General features: G+C 67.8%; 17 protein-coding genes. 11 read left to right on the forward strand and 6 right to left on the reverse strand.

Features of this window, described 5'->3' with window-relative positions; genetic code table 11:
* Positions 1 to 5 precede the first annotated feature (5 nt).
* The 6 genes from prmA to CFB39_RS02895 all read right to left on the reverse strand — a co-directional run bounded on the left by prmA (position 6) and on the right by CFB39_RS02895 (position 4753).
* Entirely contained in the window at positions 6 to 908 is a 903-nt protein-coding gene (gene prmA / locus CFB39_RS02870) for a 50S ribosomal protein L11 methyltransferase (RefSeq protein WP_089472119.1), read from the reverse strand.
* 2 nt (positions 909 to 910) lie between these two features.
* Complete coding sequence (gene accC / locus CFB39_RS02875; RefSeq protein ID WP_021161890.1) at positions 911 to 2278, reverse strand: acetyl-CoA carboxylase biotin carboxylase subunit; 1368 nt, start codon at positions 2276 to 2278, stop codon at positions 911 to 913.
* 84 nt (positions 2279 to 2362) lie between these two features.
* A complete protein-coding gene (gene accB, locus CFB39_RS02880; protein ID WP_089472120.1) occupies positions 2363 to 2836 on the reverse strand; it encodes an acetyl-CoA carboxylase biotin carboxyl carrier protein in 474 nt (157 codons plus the stop codon).
* Between the two features lie 66 nt (positions 2837 to 2902).
* The gene (gene aroQ, locus CFB39_RS02885; protein ID WP_011350880.1) at positions 2903 to 3355 is read right to left on the reverse strand and encodes a type II 3-dehydroquinate dehydratase; all 453 of its coding nucleotides are present in this window, start codon (positions 3353 to 3355) and stop codon (positions 2903 to 2905) included.
* Positions 3356 to 3549: 194 nt separating this feature from the next.
* On the reverse strand, positions 3550 to 4101 hold the full coding sequence (locus CFB39_RS02890) for a TlpA disulfide reductase family protein (protein WP_089455558.1): 552 nt from the start codon (positions 4099 to 4101) through the stop codon (positions 3550 to 3552).
* A gap of 7 nt (positions 4102 to 4108) precedes the next feature.
* On the reverse strand, positions 4109 to 4753 hold the full coding sequence (locus CFB39_RS02895) for a hypothetical protein (RefSeq protein WP_039353186.1): 645 nt from the start codon (positions 4751 to 4753) through the stop codon (positions 4109 to 4111).
* 42 nt (positions 4754 to 4795) lie between these two features.
* Between CFB39_RS02895 and mpl the strand changes: the two genes are divergently transcribed.
* From mpl to CFB39_RS02955, 11 genes are all read left to right on the forward strand, one after another.
* Positions 4796 to 6385: a UDP-N-acetylmuramate:L-alanyl-gamma-D-glutamyl-meso-diaminopimelate ligase gene (mpl, locus tag CFB39_RS02900; protein ID WP_373452718.1), complete on the forward strand. Its 1590-nt coding sequence runs from the start codon at positions 4796 to 4798 to the stop codon at positions 6383 to 6385.
* Positions 6382 to 6951: a YqiA/YcfP family alpha/beta fold hydrolase gene (locus CFB39_RS02905; RefSeq protein WP_089472122.1), complete on the forward strand. Its 570-nt coding sequence runs from the start codon at positions 6382 to 6384 to the stop codon at positions 6949 to 6951. Before mpl ends, CFB39_RS02905 begins: the two co-directional genes overlap by 4 nt.
* A gap of 80 nt (positions 6952 to 7031) precedes the next feature.
* A complete protein-coding gene (locus tag CFB39_RS02910) occupies positions 7032 to 9119 on the forward strand; it encodes a ribonuclease catalytic domain-containing protein (protein ID WP_089472123.1) in 2088 nt (695 codons plus the stop codon).
* Positions 9116 to 9982, forward strand: coding sequence for a shikimate dehydrogenase (aroE, locus tag CFB39_RS02915; protein WP_089472124.1), 867 nt, complete (start codon positions 9116 to 9118; stop codon positions 9980 to 9982). The genes CFB39_RS02910 and aroE overlap by 4 nt, the downstream gene beginning before the upstream one ends.
* Before the next feature lie 14 nt (positions 9983 to 9996).
* Entirely contained in the window at positions 9997 to 10734 is a 738-nt protein-coding gene (gene mtgA, locus CFB39_RS02920; protein WP_089472125.1) for a monofunctional biosynthetic peptidoglycan transglycosylase, read from the forward strand.
* 438 nt (positions 10735 to 11172) lie between these two features.
* A complete protein-coding gene (locus CFB39_RS02925) occupies positions 11173 to 12783 on the forward strand; it encodes a S10 family peptidase (protein ID WP_175238221.1) in 1611 nt (536 codons plus the stop codon).
* Positions 12784 to 12863: 80 nt separating this feature from the next.
* Complete coding sequence (locus CFB39_RS02930; protein ID WP_089424454.1) at positions 12864 to 13265, forward strand: EF-hand domain-containing protein; 402 nt, start codon at positions 12864 to 12866, stop codon at positions 13263 to 13265.
* A 347-nt stretch (positions 13266 to 13612) separates the two neighbouring features.
* Positions 13613 to 14512 carry an IclR family transcriptional regulator gene (locus tag CFB39_RS02940; RefSeq protein WP_089439195.1) on the forward strand — a complete coding sequence of 300 codons (900 nt, stop codon included), beginning with the start codon at positions 13613 to 13615 and terminating at the stop codon, positions 14510 to 14512.
* Positions 14509 to 15534, forward strand: a complete 1026-nt coding sequence (locus CFB39_RS02945; protein WP_089472126.1) for a 2-dehydro-3-deoxygalactonokinase — start codon at positions 14509 to 14511, stop codon at positions 15532 to 15534. The genes CFB39_RS02940 and CFB39_RS02945 overlap by 4 nt, the downstream gene beginning before the upstream one ends.
* A gap of 22 nt (positions 15535 to 15556) precedes the next feature.
* A complete protein-coding gene (locus tag CFB39_RS02950; protein ID WP_089472127.1) occupies positions 15557 to 16234 on the forward strand; it encodes a 2-dehydro-3-deoxy-6-phosphogalactonate aldolase in 678 nt (225 codons plus the stop codon).
* Positions 16234 to 17013, forward strand: a complete 780-nt coding sequence (locus tag CFB39_RS02955; protein ID WP_089472128.1) for an SDR family oxidoreductase — start codon at positions 16234 to 16236, stop codon at positions 17011 to 17013. The genes CFB39_RS02950 and CFB39_RS02955 overlap by 1 nt, the downstream gene beginning before the upstream one ends.
* Positions 17014 to 17105: the final 92 nt, after the last annotated feature.

The raw sequence follows: 17105 nt of genomic DNA on the forward strand, positions 1-17105 counted from the left end.
CTATTCTAATGGCTTTCGCGTCGGGTTCCGGCGAGGCATACCCAACCTTCGTGCTCACGCCAGACCGAGATGTCGACGTAGCGTGCGTAGACGGCCGCCACTTCGTCCGCCTGGCGCGCGAGCACGCCCGACAGCGCGATGCGCCCGCCCGGCTTGACCTTCGAGGCGAGCATCGACGCCATCAGCTTCAGCGGATTCGACAGGATGTTCGCGACGACGATGTCGAATTCACCGTCGGGGCATGCATCGGGCAGCCCGTACGTGACTTCCGCACGGTTGCGTTCGCTGTTCTGCCGCGCCGATTCGACCGCCTGCGGATCGATGTCGATGCCGATGACGGGGTTCGCCCCGCATTTCTTCGCGAGGATCGCGAGAATGCCCGAGCCGCAGCCGTAGTCGAGCACCGACTGGCCGGGCTTCACCGACTGCTCGAGCCATTCCATGCACAGGCGCGTGGTCGGGTGGCTGCCGGTGCCGAAGGCGAGGCCCGGATCGAGTTCGAGGATGAGCGCGTCGGGATCGGGCGCATCGTGCCACGACGGCACGACCCAGATCCGCTCGCCGATCGGGATCGGCTCGAACTGCGATTGCGTGAGACGCACCCAGTCCTGCTCTTCGACTTCGCGGACGGTGAACGCCGGCGTCTCGGCGACGCCGATCTCGTTCGCGGCCGCCGCGAGCAGCACGGCCGGCTCATGGTCGGCCGCGAGCAGCGCGACCACGCGCGAGTGCTGCCACGCGGTGCGGTCGGGCACGAGGCCCGGCTCGCCGAAGAGCGGCTGTTCGTCGGGCGTGTCGGCGTCGGCATCCTCGACCGACACCGACAGCGCGCCGAGTTCGAGCAGCGCGTCGGACAGCGCCTCCGCATGCTCACGGGCCAGTTCGACGACGAGTTCGCGATAGCTCATGCTTACGCTTCTTCCGGTGCGACCTGCTGCTTCTGGGCGAGCCGGTTTTCGAGGTAGTGGATGCTGGTGCCGCCTTCGACGAACTTCGAATCGATCATCAGCTCGCGGTGCAGCGGGATGTTGGTCTGGATGCCTTCGACGACCATTTCCGACAGCGCGATGCGCATCCGGCTGATCGCCTGCTCGCGCGTCGCGCCGTAGGTGATCAGCTTGCCGATCATCGAATCATAGTTCGGCGGCACGAAATAGCCATTGTAGGCGTGCGAATCGACGCGCACGCCGGGGCCGCCCGGCGTATGCCACGACGTGATCCGGCCCGGCGACGGCGTGAACTTGAACGGATCTTCCGCGTTGATCCGGCATTCGATCGCATGTCCGCGGAACTGGATGTCGCGCTGGCGCAGCGTGAGCTTCTCGCCGGCCGCGATGCGGATCTGTTCCTGCACGATGTCGACGCCCGTGATCAGCTCCGATACCGGGTGCTCGACCTGCACGCGCGTGTTCATCTCGATGAAGTAGAACTCGCCGTTTTCGTACAGGAATTCGAACGTGCCCGCACCGAGGTAGCCCATCTTCTTGCACGCGTCCGCGCAGCGGTCGCCGATGCGGTCGATCAGGCGGCGCGGAATGCCGGGTGCCGGCGCTTCCTCGATCACCTTCTGGTGGCGGCGCTGCATCGAGCAATCGCGCTCGCCGAGCCAGATCGCGTTCTTGTACGCGTCGGACAGCACCTGGATTTCGATGTGGCGCGGGTTCTCGAGGAACTTCTCCATGTACACCTGCGGGTTGCCGAACGCACGGCCGGCTTCCTCGCGGGTCATGTTGACCGCGTTGACGAGCGCGGCCTCGGTGTGCACGACGCGCATCCCGCGCCCGCCACCGCCGCCTGCCGCCTTGATGATGACCGGATAGCCGATCGCGCGCGCAATCTTGACGATCTCCTTCGGATCGTCCGGCAACGCGCCTTCCGAGCCCGGCACGCACGGCACGCCGGTCTTGATCATCGTCTGCTTCGCGGTGACCTTGTCACCCATCATGCGGATCGTTTCCGGGCGCGGGCCGATGAACGTGAAGCCCGACTGCTCGACGCGTTCCGCGAAATCGGCGTTCTCCGACAGGAAGCCGTAGCCGGGATGGATCGCCTCGGCATCGGTGACTTCCGCGGCGCTGATCAGCGCCGGCATGTTCAGGTAGCTCAGGTTCGACGGGGCCGGGCCGATACAGACGGCTTCGTCCGCGAGGCGCACGTACTTGGCTTCCTTGTCGGCTTCCGAGTAGACGACCACCGTCTTGACGCCGAGCTCACGGCACGCACGCTGGATGCGCAGCGCGATTTCACCGCGGTTGGCAATGAGGATTTTTTCAAACATAGCGAGTATTCGTCTCTTCGAGGGGCGCGCGAACGGCGCCTGGCGGGCATCGGCGGCGCGCGGCCCGCAGGCCGCGCGGCGGACTTAGCCGATCACGAAAAGCGGCTGGCCGTATTCGACGGCCTGGCCGTTCTCGACGAGGATTTCCTTGATCACGCCGGCCTTGTCCGACTCGATCTCGTTGAGCAGCTTCATCGCTTCGATGATGCAGATGGTCTGGCCTTCCTTGACCGTATCGCCCACCTGGACGAACGGGTCCGCGCCCGGCGACGGTGCGCGATAGAACGTGCCGACCATCGGCGACGTCACGACGTGGCCCTGCGGGGCCGCCGGAGCGGCTGCGCCGCCTGCGGCCGGCGCGGCAGCGCCTTCGGTCGGCAGCGCGGCCGACGGGGCCGGCGCGCTGACTTGCGGGGCATACCCAGCCGTCGGCTGCACGTAGACCGGCGGCGCGTTCTTGACGATGCGCACCTTGCCTTCGCCTTCCGTCACTTCCAGCTCGGAGATGCCGGATTCGGAAACGAGGTCGATCAGAGTTTTCAGCTTACGAAGATCCATCGGGAATTCCCCTTTCAATACGTGAAAGCGCCGGTTAGGGGCCGGCGCTGAATCTAGATCGCGAAATCAGCCGCGCGACGTGCCTTGCAGCTTGTCCAGCGCGTACTCGAGCGCGTACAGATAACCTTTCCAGCCGAGCCCGCAGATCACGCCTTCGGCCTGGTCGGAAAAGTAGGAGTGGTGCCTGAACGCTTCGCGGCGATGCACGTTCGACAAGTGAACCTCGACGAACGGGATGCCAACGCCGGCGATCGCGTCCCGGATCGCGACACTCGTGTGCGTGTACGCGGCCGGATTGATCAGGATGAAATCGGTCTGTTCCTCCCGCGCGGCCTGGATGCGGTCGACCAGCGCGCCTTCATGGTTGCTCTGGAACGACGACAGTTCGGCGCCGGCTTCCCGGGCACGCGCGGCAAGCGCCTGATCGATCTGGGCAAGCGTGACGCGGCCGTACACCTCCGGTTCCCGGGTGCCGAGAAGGTTCAGGTTGGGGCCGTGCAGCACCAGCAATCGTGTCATGGTCGCTTCTATTTCTGCGGAATTGCGCGAACTTTAGCGCTATTTAGAGAAATTTGTCTAGTTTTGCCGAACGGCCGGGCGCACGCGATCTGCAAGAATTACCGGCGCGCATCCAAAGTGTCGGCGAATTCACGCGAAATTGCGGTGATCGACGGGCAAATTGTCGCCAACGTGCGGGCCGCCGTTCGGGCAGGTTACAGCGCGTCGAGCGTCTTTTTCAGCTCGGCCGGCTGGATTTGCCCCAATTTTGTCTCGCGGATCTTGCCGGTTTCGTCGATGACGACCGTAAACGGCAGCGCGCCGGCCGTATTTCCGAAATTACGGGCCAGATCGGCGCCCGCATATCCGCTGACGAATACCGGGTAATCGACCTTCACCTTCTGCAGAAAGTTCTTCACGTTCTGTTCGGAATCGACGCCGATCCCGATGAAACGGATGCCCTTCTGCTTGTATTGGTGCGATAGCGCGACGAGCTCCGGCATCTCCTCGACGCAGGGGCCGCACCATGACGCCCAGAAATTGACGACGACCTTCTGGCCCTTGAACGCGGACAACGTGGCCGGCTTGCCGTCGGTGCCCGTCAGCGACGCCGCCCACAACTGTTCGACCGGGCTGCCGTGTGCGGCGGGCGCCGCGACGGCGACACCGTCGTCGGCCGGGCCGCGGAACCAATGGCCGGCGGCGAGCCCGCCGGCAACGGCGGCGGCCGCGACCACCGCGAGCGCCAACATGCGTTTCATCATCATCGTTGAATCATTCCGGTTCGGAAGGGGTCTTGCCTGCTTCGACGAGCGCGCGCAGCGCGGCGGCATCCGCACGGGCGACCCGGCCGCGCGCGTCGGCCTTGACCGCGCCGCGCAGGTCGTCGCTCGCATAGAGCGCGAGGTGGATGCCGATCGCGTCGACGTCGCGCCGCGGGCGCCACAGGAAACTGAGCGTCTCGACGTCGGCGCGGCCCGCGAAGTGCCGCGTCTCGGACACGTCGTACTGGACGTTCTGGTTCAGCAGGTAGATCGCGACGTCCTTCGGGTTGTCGGTGAATGCCTGCAAATGGATATCCGAATGCGCATTCGCGGTGCCGTTCAGCACGGCACCCGTCACATAAGGATGGAACTCGGCGAGCCGGCGCATCCAGTCGAGCGCGATTTCGCGCAGGCGGCGCAGTTCGTCCGGCTGCGTGTCGCTCTGGAACAGGGCGAGGTACTCGCGCAGTTCTTCCTCGATCTGGTCGTTATCCGGCAGCCATTCGCCGGCAACGCGCGTATCGCCCAGCAACTGGCGCGCGGCCTTGCGCTTTGCGCCGGCATAGTCCAGGCCGTCCTCCGCGATCAGGCGCGCGGCGGACTGGGCGATTTCCTCGCGGACGCGCCGCGGGTCGAGAAGCGTTTTACGAGACATGATCCGGCAATCATACTCGATCGCCGCAGGGCCCGAGCGCGGGTGCGGCGGCCTGCCGCCCGGCGTGCCGGCGCCGTTCGCGCGCAGCGTTCGGGCCGCCGGGCACGGCAGGCCGTCAGTTACAATACTGTTCTTTGTGTCGCGGCAACAGCCGTTGGCCGGGCGTCGGCCGCACGGCCCGTCCGCCGCGCCGCACACGCATCCTTTCCGAATCGACGGCGCCCGGCGGCGCGAAAGCATTCATCTATGCACATCCACATTCTTGGCATCTGCGGCACCTTCATGGGCGGGCTCGCCGTACTCGCGCGCGAGGCGGGCCACACGGTGACGGGTTGCGACGCGGGCGTCTATCCGCCGATGAGCACGCAGCTCGAGGCGCAGGGCATCACGCTGATCGAGGGCTACGGCGCCGAGCAGATCGACCTGAAACCGGACCTGTTCGTGATCGGCAACGTCGTCACGCGCGGCAATCCGCTGATGGAGGCGATCCTGGATCGCGGCCTGCCGTACGTGTCGGGCCCGCAGTGGCTCGGCGAGCACGTGCTCGCCGGCAAATGGGTGCTCGCGGTCGCGGGCACGCACGGCAAGACGACCACGTCGTCGATGCTCGCGTGGCTGCTGGAAGACGCGGGCCTGAATCCGGGTTTCCTGATCGGCGGCGTGCCGCTGAACTTCGGCGTGTCGGCGCGGCTCACCGATTCGAGCTTCTTCGTGATCGAGGCCGACGAATACGACACGGCGTTCTTCGACAAGCGCTCGAAGTTCGTCCACTACCGGCCGCGCACCGCGGTGCTGAACAATCTCGAATTCGATCACGCCGATATCTTCCCGGATCTCGCCGCGATCGAGACGCAATTCCACCATCTCGTGCGGACGGTGCCCGGTGTCGGCCGGATCGTCACGAACGGCCGCTCGGACGCGCTCGAGCGCGTGCTGGCGCGCGGCTGCTGGAGCGAGGTCGAGCGCTTCGGCGTCGACGGCGGCTGGCAGGCGCTGCCGGCCGAGGACGGCGTGCCGGTCGACGAGCGCTTCGCGGTGTATTCGCACGCGGAACGCGTCGGCGAAGTCGCGTGGCAGGTGCAGGGCGATCACAACCGGATGAACGCGCTTGCAGCGATCGCGGCCGCGCGCCACGTCGGTGTGCCGCCCGCGCAGGCGGCCGAATCCCTCGCGTCGTTCCGTAACGTGAAGCGTCGGATGGAAGTGCGCGGCAGCGTGGACGGCGTGACCGTCTACGACGACTTCGCGCACCATCCGACCGCGATCGACACCACGATCGCCGGCCTTCGTGCCCGCATCGGCCGTCAGAATGCCCGCATCCTCGCGGTGCTCGAGCCGCGCTCGAACACGATGAAGCTCGGCGTGATGAAGTCGCAACTGCCGGCGAGCCTGGCCGACGCCGATCTCGTGTTCGGCTACGGCGCGCCGACCGGGCGCGACGCGCTCGGCTGGAACCTGGCCGAAGCGCTGGCGCCGCTCGGCGACAAGGCGCACGCATTCGACGATCTGCACCTGCTGGTGAAGTCGGTCGTTGCAGCCGCCCGCCCGGGCGACCACGTGCTCGTGATGAGCAATGGCGGCTTCGGCGGCGTGCACCAGAAGCTGCTCGACGCGCTCGGGAGCCGCACGTGATCCTGTACCTGCACGGCTTCCGGTCGTCGCCGGAATCGCAGAAGTCGCGCCAGCTCGCCACGCGCATGGCCGAACTCGGCCGGATTGACGAGTGGCGGTGCCCGTCGCTGTCGGTGTCCCCGCTCGAAGCGATCGCGGTGGCAGAAGCCGAGGTGGCCGGTGCGCGCGACGTGACCGTCATCGGCAGCTCGCTCGGCGGCTATTACGCGACGTGGCTGGCCGAAAAGCACGGCTGGAAGGCCGTGCTGCTGAATCCGGCCATCGTGCCGCAGCGCGATCTCGAGCAGCATCTCGGCGAGCAGCCGCTGTATCACGGCGGCGGCACGATCGTCGTCGAGCGCCGTCACCTGCATGAGCTCGATGCGCTGCGCGTGCCGGCGATCACGCGTGCCGAACGCTACTATCTGTTCGCGGCGACCGGCGACGAAGTGCTTGATTACCGCGAGATGCTCGCGCATTACCCGGGCGCGAAGACGCGCGTGATCGAAGGCAGCGATCACGGAATCAGCGAATTTGCCGACTACGTCGACGACGTTCTCGCCTTTTGCGACGGAAAGACGTCTTAAACCGGCCATGTGCCGATCGAATTCCCATCATCATGCGGCGCCGCCGATGCGGCGCCCGGCAGTCTGAACGAGAGTACTGAGTGAACGTTTTCTTCGAGGAATCGGGCAGTTTCAAGGCGGGCAGCGTGCTGTCGCGCCAGGGCGACGCGTTTCAGGTCGAGTTGCCCGGCGGGCGGCGGGCGAAGGTGCGCGCGAAAGACGTGCTGATCGAATTCGACAAGCCGGCCGCAAGCGAACTGATGCAGGAAGCCGACACGGCCGCGCAGCAGATCGATCTGGATTTCCTGTGGGAATGCGCGCCGGCCGACGAGTTTGCCTATACGGCGCTGGCCGCGGAATACTTCGGCGCGTCGTACGGCCCGGTCGAGCGCGCGGCGCTCGTGTTGCGCCTGCACGGCTCGCCCGTCTACTTCCGCCGCAAGGGGCGCGGCCAGTACCAGCGCGCGCCGGAAGAGCAGCTCAAGATGGCGCTCGCGTCGCTCGAGCGCAAGCGCCAGCAGGCGCTCGTCCAGGTGCAGTATGAAGAGGAACTGAAGGCCGGCAAGCTGCCGGAGGCGTTCGCGGGCAAGGTGCTCGGGCTGCTGACGCGGCCGGACAAGAACTCGATCGAATACAAGGCGATGGAAGCGGCGGCCGGTGCGCGCGGCGTGTCGCCGGCGCGGCTGATGCTCGACTGCGGCGGCATCGCGTCGCCGCGTGCGTTGCACGAGGCGCGCTTCCTCGCGGAATTCTTCCCGCACGGCACGGGCTTCCCGGCCGTCACGGTCGGCCCGCTGCCGGACGACCTGCCGCGTGCGGACGTCCAGGCGTTCTCGATCGACGACATCACGACGACCGAAATCGACGACGCGTTCTCGGTCGAGCACCTGGCCGACGGCCGCGTGCGGATCGGCGTGCACATCGCGGCGCCGGCGCTCGGCATCGTGCGCGGCGACCCGGTCGACGCGATCGCGCGCACGCGCCTGTCGACCGTCTACATGCCGGGCGACAAGATCACGATGCTGCCGGACGACGTCGTCGACGTGTTCACGCTGAAGGAAGGCGACTACCGTCCGGCGCTGTCGCTGTACATCATCGTCAATCGCGAAACCCAGGAGATCGTCGCGAACGAGACGCGCGCCGAGCTCGTGTTCGTGAAGAGCAACCTGCGGCACAACCACCTCGACGAGCTCGTCAACGAAGAGACGCTCGCGGCCGGCACCGGCGACTATCCGCACAAGGATGACATCGCCGTGCTGTGGCCGCTCGCGCAGGCGCTGTTCGAGAAGCGCCAGGTCGCGCGCGCGGGCTACGGGCTGAAGCGCGAGGTGCAGCGCAACACCGATTACAACTTCTACGTCGACGGCGAGCACGTGTCGATCACGCCGCGCCGCCGCGGGTCGCCGCTCGACCTGATCGTGTCGGAGCTTGCGATCCTCGCGAACTCGACCTGGGGCGCCTTCCTGCACGACCACACGGTGCCGGGCATCTACCGCTCGCAGCGCGGCTTCGGCGCGCCGGGCCCGAAGCGCACGCGGATGCAGACGACGGCCGCGCCGCACGAAGGCCTCGGCGTCGCGCAGTACGCGTGGAGCACGTCGCCGCTGCGCCGCTACGTCGACCTCGTGAACCAGTGGCAGCTGCTCGCGTGCGTGCAGCATGGCGTCACCGCGAAGCTCGCCGCGCCGTTCAAGCCGAAGGACGCCGATCTGTACGCGGTCGTGCAGGGCTTCGACGACACCTACACGGCCTACGCCGACTACCAGCGCCGGATGGAGTATTTCTGGTGCCTGCGCTGGCTCGCGCAGGAGCAGAAGAAGCAGGTCGTCGCGAGCGTCGTGAAGGGCGACCTCGTGCGCCTCGAGGAAATTCCGCTGCTGCTGCACGTGCCGGGGCTGGGCGTGCATGCGCGCGGTACGCGCGTGTTGCTCGACGTGATGGCGCTCGACGAGCTGACGATCGAGGCGTCGGTGCGGTTGCTGAACGTGCTCGACGCGCCGACCGTGACGAGCGGCGACGCGGCCGAGGAAGAGGATGACGCCGAAGGCGGCGACGACACGCTGATCGACACCGAAGACGCCACGGCCGAAACCGAAGCCGAAGCTCTGGCGGAAGCGGATGGCGCGGCGGCCGGTGAAGGCGGCGAAGCCGCGAACGGCAACGCCGGCGAAGAGGGGCGCGCATCATGACCGCGATTGCGTCGATGCACGGCGCCGACCGCTATGTCGTATTCGGCAACCCGGTGGCACACAGCAAGTCGCCGTTCATCCACGCGCAATTCGCCGCGCAAACGGGCGAGCCGGTCGAATACACGCACCGGCTCGCACCGGTCGACGGTTTCGACGCGGCCGTGCGGGCCTTCGTCGCCGAAGGGGGGCGCGGCGCGAACGTGACGGTGCCGTTCAAGCTCGAAGCGCATGCGCTCGCCGACACGCTGTCGCCGCGCGCGGCGGCGGCGGGTGCCGTGAACACGCTGCGCATCGACGCCGACGGCCGCATCCATGGCGACAACACCGACGGTGTCGGCCTCGTGCGCGACATCGAAGCGAATCTCGGCGTGTCGCTGGCGGGCGCACGCATCCTGCTGCTCGGCGCGGGTGGCGCGGCGCGCGGGGTCGTGCTGCCGCTGCTCGACCGCGCGCCGTTGTCGATCGGAATCGTGAACCGCACCGCGAGCAAGGCCGAAGCGCTCGTCGGCCAGTTCATGCAGGCCGCGCACGATGCGGGCTGCACGCTCGCGGGCGGTGGCCCCGACGTCGTGCGCGCGGAGCCGTACGACGTGGTGATCAACGCGACGGCCGGCAGCCTCGATGCCGCGCTGCCGGAGTGTGATGCGGCGGCGTTCGGCGCGGGCACGCTCGCGTACGACATGATGTACGGCGCGCAGCCGACGGTGTTCATGCAGCATGCGGCGTCGCTCGGCGCGCGCACGGCCGACGGGCTCGGCATGCTCGTCGAGCAGGCGGCCGAATCATTCTTCATCTGGCGCGGTGTGCGGCCGGACGGCGCACCGGTGCTGGCCGCGCTGCGCCAGGCGCTCGCGGCGAGCTGAGCGGAGCGCGGCACGTGGTGGCGGTGAGCGGCACGCAGCCCGCGCGGACGGTGAGCCCGACCCGCTGGATCGTCTATGCGGGATCGGTGTTCGCGGGGGCGTGGCTCGCGACGCAACTGTTCTATCTCGCGCAGATCGCGCTGTGGTCGTTCGTGAACCCGGGCTCGACCGCATTCATGCGCACCGACGCGTGGTGGCTGTCGCGCGACAAACCGCCCGCGCAGATCCAGCATCAATGGGTGCCGTACGACCAGATCTCGCGCAACCTGAAGCGCGCGCTGATCGCGTCGGAGGATTCGACTTTCGCGACCAACAACGGCTACGACGTCGACGCGATCCTGCAGGCGTGGGAGAAGAACAAGGCGCGCGGCCGGATCGTCGCGGGCGGCTCGACGATCACGCAGCAGCTCGCGCGCAACCTGTTCCTGTCGCGCGAGAAGAGCTACATCCGCAAGGGGCAGGAGCTCATCATCACGTGGATGCTCGAAACGGTGCTCGACAAGGAGCGGATCTTCGAGATCTACCTGAATTCCGTCGAGTGGGGGCGCGGCGTGTACGGCGCCGAAGCGGCCGCCCGCTATTACTACAGGATTCCCGCGAGCCGGCTCGGCGCGTGGCAATCGGCGCGTCTCGCGGTGATGCTGCCGAAGCCGCGCTGGTTCGACGCGCATCGCGGCTCGGCGTACCAGGCGCAGCGCGCGGCGGTCATCGCTCGCCGGATGGGGGCGGCCGCGCTGCCGCAATCGGAGTGAACGGCGCGCTCGCGCCGTCGCATTGACCGTTTCGTCGCCCGTGCGCCCGTCACGGGCCGTTTGTGCGCTGCAGCGCATTCATGTCGCGATCATTTCGGGCCACATCCTTTAGACGAATCCGTCTATTTCGCTTTGCTGAGCAATACCGGGCGCCGTGTGCTTTTGTTGGCCGATATGGCACGAAATTCGGGGATTTTTTAGTTTCCCCGGATAAACACGAAAGTTCGTGAAAGGTGTGTGAAATGCAACGTTTCGCAAACCGAAGCATTCCTGAAAGGTGTGCGCCGCACCGGCCGCCAGCCAAATATTTCAAAATTTTTCAAAGCTGACGGCCTCGCGTATATTGGCCAGCGCCTCGGCTTATCGGCCGCAATCGAGGCGGGGGGTGGCTTATCCGGCTGCTCGACACAAAAAACATCCGAGAGAAGGAAAGCAACGATGCCAGCAAGCAAAGCGAAGCTGTTGTTGGGAGTGGTGTTTTCTTCGCTGATCCTGACGGCCTGCAACGACGACGTGACATCGTCTTCTGCTGCCAGCGCCGACAATTCAGCCGATCCCGCCAGTCAGGTGGACAGGGCGTACAACGATCCGAACAGTTATTCGTCGAGCGCGAACGCGTCGCTCGACGCCTCCGCCGCGGTCGAAAAGGCCGCCGTCACGCATCACCAGATCACCCTCAACGGCAAGACGATCCGCTACACGGCCACGGCCGGCCACCTCGTCGCGCGCAATCCGCAGACCGGCGCGCCCGAAGCATCGTTCTTCTATGTCGCCTATACGGCCGACAACCAGCCCGCGGCGAAGCGGCCCGTCACGTTCCTGTACAACGGCGGCCCCGGCTCGGCATCGGTGTGGCTGCACCTCGGCTCGTTCGGCCCGCGCCGGATCCAGACGGGCGACCCGAACGCGAATACGTCGACGTTCCCGTTCGTCGACAACCAGGAAAGCCTGCTCGACACGACCGACCTCGTGTTCGTCGATGCGATCGGCACCGGCTTCTCCGAAGCAGTCGCGCCGAACACGAACCAGACGTTCTGGGGCGTCGACCAGGACGGCGGCGCGTTCCGCGATTTCGTGACGCGCTACATCACCGTGAACCAGCGCAACGATTCGCCGAAATACCTGTTCGGCGAGTCGTACGGCACGCCGCGCACCGACGTGCTCGCCAACCTGCTCGAGACGGCCGGCGTGAAGCTCGACGGCATCGTGCTGCAGTCGTCGATCCTGAACTACAACGTGAACTGCGACATGGCGAGCGACTACATCGGCAACTCGAACAACGGGTCGAGCCCGGTGAGCTGCGCGGGTTTCGTGCCGTCGTATGGCACCGTCGGCGCGTACTACCAGCTCGACAACCCGAACCCGTCGAGCTTGCCGCAGTACGCGGACCAGATGCGCCTGCTGACGGCCGGCAGCTACGCACCGGCCGTGAACGCGTACCTGGCGAGCCATACGCCGCCGCCGCCGACCCTCGTCACGACGATGGTGAATTCGACCGGCGTGAAGCAGTCGCTGTGGAATGCGAATTTCAACGTAGTCCCGACCTTCTTCGACAACAGCTTCCAGCTGTCGCTGATCCCGGGCACGCTAATCGGCCGCTACGACGCGCGCGTGAACGTGCCGGTGTCGAGCCCGCTGGCGGCCGACGGCGATCCGTCGAGCTCGTTCATCACGAAGCCGTTCACCGACACGATCGGCAAATACCTGCCGAACGAACTGAAGTACACCGCGCAGTCGGCCTACTCGGTGAGCAGCAATGCGATCAACACGTGGGACTGGACCCACGACGGCCTCGCGATGCCGGACACGATCCCCGATCTCGCCGCGGCGCTGTCGCTGAATCCGCAGCTGAAGGTGCTGTCGCTGAACGGGTATCACGACATCGCGACGCCGTTCTACCAGACCGAGCTCGACCTCGCGCGGCTCGGGACGCAACCGAACCTGACGATCAAGGACTATCAGGGCGGACACATGGTCTATCTCGACGATACGTCGCGTCCGCAGGAGAAAGCCGACCTCGTGACCTTCTACAACGCGGCCGCGCACTGATGCTGCGCCAGGCAGGCGACGCGCGCCCGCGGTGGCGCCGCGCCTGCCGTCGACGACCTCATTCCAGACTGGAGCCTGATATGAAGAATCGTTTCATCGTCGTTGCCGCGGCGCTCGCCTGTGTCGGCGCCGCAGCATCCGTATCCGCGTTCGCGCAGGCGAGCGACGCCGCCGCGCCGGTGCGTGCGCGCCAGGCGCAGCTCGGCGATCCGTATGTACCGCCGGCCGCGCGCAAGCCGACCGCCGGCACGCAGACGACGGGCGCCGCGCTGCACGCGCAGGTGGTGCGCAAGCTCGCGCGGCAGTTCAGCGCGGCCGACGCGCAGAACACGGGTTCGATCACCGAATCGCAGGCACGCGCGGCCGGCCTCGGCTATGTCGCGAACCACTTCCGGCAGATCGACTCGTCCGGCAACGGCCGCGTGTCGTTCGCGGACGTCCAGCGCTACATGCAGGCACGCAGCACGAGCAGCCAGCAGTAAGCGCGGCGCGCGGTGAACAAACGGGGGCGGAACCTGCTGCACGGCGGGTTCCGCCCCCGTGCACATGAAGCCGCCGTTACGTCGAAGACGGGCGGATTCACGTCGAATTCTCATTATCTGGGCAACGCACTCAAATATTGGAGACGAGTGCGTGCGCTCCTACAATCCGAAGCACATCACAGCTTCGGACCCACGCATCGCGCGGCGCCCGACGCACACGGAGACACCTTCCATGAAGTTCGCCGGGCGCTTTATTCGGTGCATCGACCGCCGCCTCGTCGCGATGCCGGACGCCATGCCGGCATCGTGCGAACGGCTTCACCGGTTCCGTTGAAGAAGCCCGCCCCATGACCAAGATGCCCGACACCCTTGCCCTCGACGCCCGGCGTGCGACGCCGGACGATGCGTCGCTGACCGACAGCATCGGCGCGACCAGCACGCCGCTCGATCTTGCCGCGCAGCAGGCCGGTACGCAGACGCTGCTGCGCGGCCTCGCGATCCTCGAGGCGATCGCGAACGGCGCGCGCGACATGCGCGCGATCGGCGCGGCGCTCGGCACGACGCGCAGCACCACGCACCGCCTCGTCAGCAGCCTCGTGCAGGCGCGCTACCTGCGCCAGGTGCAGGGCGGCTACCTGCTCGGCCCGAAGCTGATCGAGCTCGGCACGATCGCGCTCGAGCAGATGCCGCTCACCGCGGTGGCGCGCCCGCACCTCGAAGCGCTCGCGGAAGCGACGCTCGACACGATCCATCTCGGCGTGCGCGACGGCGACGACGTGCTGTACATCGACAAGATTCCCGGCACGCGCGGCCTCGAGATGCGCTCGCGCGTCGGCCACCGGATGCCGCTCGCGTCGACCGGCATCGGCAAGGCGATGATGCTCGACACCGATCCCGACACGTGGCGCGCGCTGTTCGAGGCCGCCCGGCGGGCGCTTGCCGGCGTCAATTTCAAGCCGGACAACCGGCCCGAGACGAGCGCGTTCCTGCAGCGCATGGCGCATTACGCGGCCGGCGGCTATACGTTCGATCTCGAGGAGAACGAGGCGTCGATCCGCTGCGTGGCCGCGCCGATCCGCGACGCATCGGGCGCGATCGTCGCGGCCGTGTCGGTCGCGAGCACGATTCCGTACATGCCGCACGACCGGATGGACGAACTGATTCCGCTCGTGCAGCGCGAAGCGCGAGCCATTTCCGCGGAACTGGGCTGGAGCCCGCCGCAGGGTACCCGCAGGATCAAACGATGACGACTTCGACCCGGCCCGTTCCGGATGCCAGCTCCGCCACCCCGGCGCTGATCGCGCTCGACTGGGGCACGACGTCGCTGCGCGCTTACCTGTACGACGCGCACGGCGCGCTCATCGACACGCGCAGCCGTGCGGCGGGCGTGATGCATGTGCCGGGCGGCAGCGCGCGCGCGTTCGACGCGGTGTTCGAGGACGCGTGCGGCGACTGGCTCGACCGCACGCCGGGCCTGCCGGTGCTCGCCGCCGGGATGGTCGGCAGCGCGCAGGGCTGGCGCGAGGCGCCGTACGTCGCGGTGCCGGCCGGCGCCGACGCGCTCGTCGCGGGCCTGATCACGGTGACGACCGCGCGCGGCACGACGATCTCGATCGTGCCGGGTGTCATCGCCACGGGCGAACTGCCCGACGTGATGCGCGGTGAAGAAACGCAGATATTCGGTGCGCTCGCGAGCGATCCCACGCTTGGCACCGATCGTTCAGGGGTACTGATCGGCTTGCCGGGCACCCATGCGAAATGGGCGTGGGTGCGGGACGGGCTGATCGAGCGCTTCCAGACCTTCATGACGGGCGAGCTGTTCGCGGTGCTGCGCGACCACACGATCCTCGGCCGCACGATGCGCGCGGGCGCGTCGCCCGATCGCGCGGCGTTCGTGCGCGGCGTCTCGGTCGCGCGCGGCGCGCAGCGCACGGGGCTGCTCGCGACGATCTTCAGCACGCGCACGCTCGGCCTGACCGACCGGCTCGCGCCCGATGCGCAGGGCGACTACCTGTCCGGGCTGCTGATCGGCCATGAGCTCAACGCGCTCGACGCGATGCTCGCGGAGCGCGGTATCGCGCTCGCGGACCAGCCGCTGCTGCTGATCGGCGATGACGGCCTGTGCGCGCGCTACGCCGATGCGCTCCAGGAATTCGGCCACCCGCACGCTCGCATCGTCGCGCATGCGACCGACCGCGGGCTGTGGCGGATCGCGTCGCGCGCCGGGCTCGTGCGTGCGGACGGCGAGCCCGTCTGCGCCGACCAATGAACTGTTTGCCGAGGATTCTTCGATGCCGTCCGACCTGACCTTGCCCGCACCCTACGCGCCCCACGCCGCGCTGATGCGTGCGTTCGACGCGTGCCCGCTGATCGCGATCATGCGCGGGATCACGCCTGCCGAAGCGGCCGACCACGGCCGTGCGCTCCATGAAGCCGGCTTCCGGATCATCGAGGTGCCGCTCAATTCGCCCGATCCGTTCGACAGCATCGCGGCGCTGCGGCGTGCGCTGCCCGACGACGCGATCGTCGGCGCGGGGACCGTGCTGCGCGCCGAGTATGTCGACCGCGTGCAGGACGCGGGCGGCGCGCTGATCGTGATGCCGCACAGCGACGCGGCCGTGATCCGCCGCGCACGCGAGCGCGGCCTCGCGAGCGCGCCGGGCGTGGCGACGCCGACCGAAGCCTTTGCGGCACTCGCGAACGGCGCCGACGTGCTGAAGATGTTCCCGGCCGAGCAGCTCGGCGTGCCGGTCGTGAAGGCGTGGCGCGCGGTGATCGACCGCGCGGTGCCGCTGATCCCGGTCGGCGGCATCTCGCCCGACAACATGGCGCCGTTCCTCAGCGCGGGTGCGAACGGTTTCGGGCTCGGCTCGGCACTGTACCGCCCCGGCCAGTCGGCCGACGCGACCGCGGCGAACGCGCGCGCGTTCCAGGCCGGCTTGCGCGCGGCGCGCGGCGGAGCCGCATGATGGGCCGCCTCGCGGACAAGGTCGCGATGGTGACGGGCGCGGGCCGGGGCATCGGCGCCGCGATCGCCCGCGCGTTCGTTCGCGAGGGGGCGGCCGTCGCGCTCGTCGATCTCGACTTCCCGCAGGCGCAGCGCACGGCCGCCGGGATTGCGCACGAGATCGCCGGCGCGCGCGTGCTGCCGCTGCAGGCGGATGTCGCGCGGCAGGACGCGGTGCGCGACGCACTGGCGCAGACCGAGGCGGCGTTCGGCCCGCTCGACGTGCTCGTCAACAACGCGGGCATCAACGTGTTCGCCGATCCGCTGACGATGACCGACGACGACTGGCGCCGCTGCTTCGCGGTCGACCTCGACGGCGTGTGGCACGGCTGCCGTGCGGCGCTGGAGGGGATGGTCGAACGCGGCCGCGGCAGCATCGTGAACATCGCGTCGACGCACGCGTTCAGGATCATCCCGGGCTGCTTTCCGTACCCGGTCGCGAAGCATGGCGTGCTGGGCCTCACGCGCGCGCTCGGCATCGAATACGCGGCGCGCAACGTGCGCGTGAACGCGATCGCGCCGGGCTACATCGAGACGCAGCTCACGCGCGACTGGTGGGACGCACAACCCGACCCGGCTGCCGCGCGCGCCGAAACGCTCGCGCTGCAGCCGATGAAGCGGATCGGCCGGCCGGAGGAGGTCGCGATGACGGCCGTGTTCCTGGCGTCCGACGAGGCGCCGTTCATCAATGCCGCGTGTATCACCGTCGATGGCGGGCGCGCGGCGCTGTATCACGACTGACACGATTGACGTAACGATTCGAAAGACCGCACGTGCGACGGCCGCGCGCACGCTGCGTCGAAACCAACAAGCGGCTGCATCCTGTTCGATGA

The sequence above is a fragment of the Burkholderia sp. AU6039 genome, assembly GCF_002223365.1.
In the GTDB taxonomy this organism is placed as follows: domain Bacteria; phylum Pseudomonadota; class Gammaproteobacteria; order Burkholderiales; family Burkholderiaceae; genus Burkholderia.

Coding starts and splice junctions, on each gene's coding strand:
- CFB39_RS02925 (WP_175238221.1), top strand. CDS start 11,173: ATGCCAGCAAGCAAAGCGAAGCTGTTGTTGGGAGTGGTGTTTTCTTCG.
- CFB39_RS02940 (WP_089439195.1), top strand. CDS start 13,613: ATGACCAAGATGCCCGACACCCTTGCCCTCGACGCCCGGCGTGCGACG.
- accC (WP_021161890.1), bottom strand. CDS start 2,278: ATGTTTGAAAAAATCCTCATTGCCAACCGCGGTGAAATCGCGCTGCGC.
- CFB39_RS02955 (WP_089472128.1), top strand. CDS start 16,234: ATGGGCCGCCTCGCGGACAAGGTCGCGATGGTGACGGGCGCGGGCCGG.
- CFB39_RS02895 (WP_039353186.1), bottom strand. CDS start 4,753: ATGTCTCGTAAAACGCTTCTCGACCCGCGGCGCGTCCGCGAGGAAATC.
- aroE (WP_089472124.1), top strand. CDS start 9,116: ATGACCGCGATTGCGTCGATGCACGGCGCCGACCGCTATGTCGTATTC.
- CFB39_RS02945 (WP_089472126.1), top strand. CDS start 14,509: ATGACGACTTCGACCCGGCCCGTTCCGGATGCCAGCTCCGCCACCCCG.
- CFB39_RS02950 (WP_089472127.1), top strand. CDS start 15,557: ATGCCGTCCGACCTGACCTTGCCCGCACCCTACGCGCCCCACGCCGCG.
- accB (WP_089472120.1), bottom strand. CDS start 2,836: ATGGATCTTCGTAAGCTGAAAACTCTGATCGACCTCGTTTCCGAATCC.
- CFB39_RS02930 (WP_089424454.1), top strand. CDS start 12,864: ATGAAGAATCGTTTCATCGTCGTTGCCGCGGCGCTCGCCTGTGTCGGC.
- prmA (WP_089472119.1), bottom strand. CDS start 908: ATGAGCTATCGCGAACTCGTCGTCGAACTGGCCCGTGAGCATGCGGAG.
- CFB39_RS02890 (WP_089455558.1), bottom strand. CDS start 4,101: ATGATGATGAAACGCATGTTGGCGCTCGCGGTGGTCGCGGCCGCCGCC.
- aroQ (WP_011350880.1), bottom strand. CDS start 3,355: ATGACACGATTGCTGGTGCTGCACGGCCCCAACCTGAACCTTCTCGGC.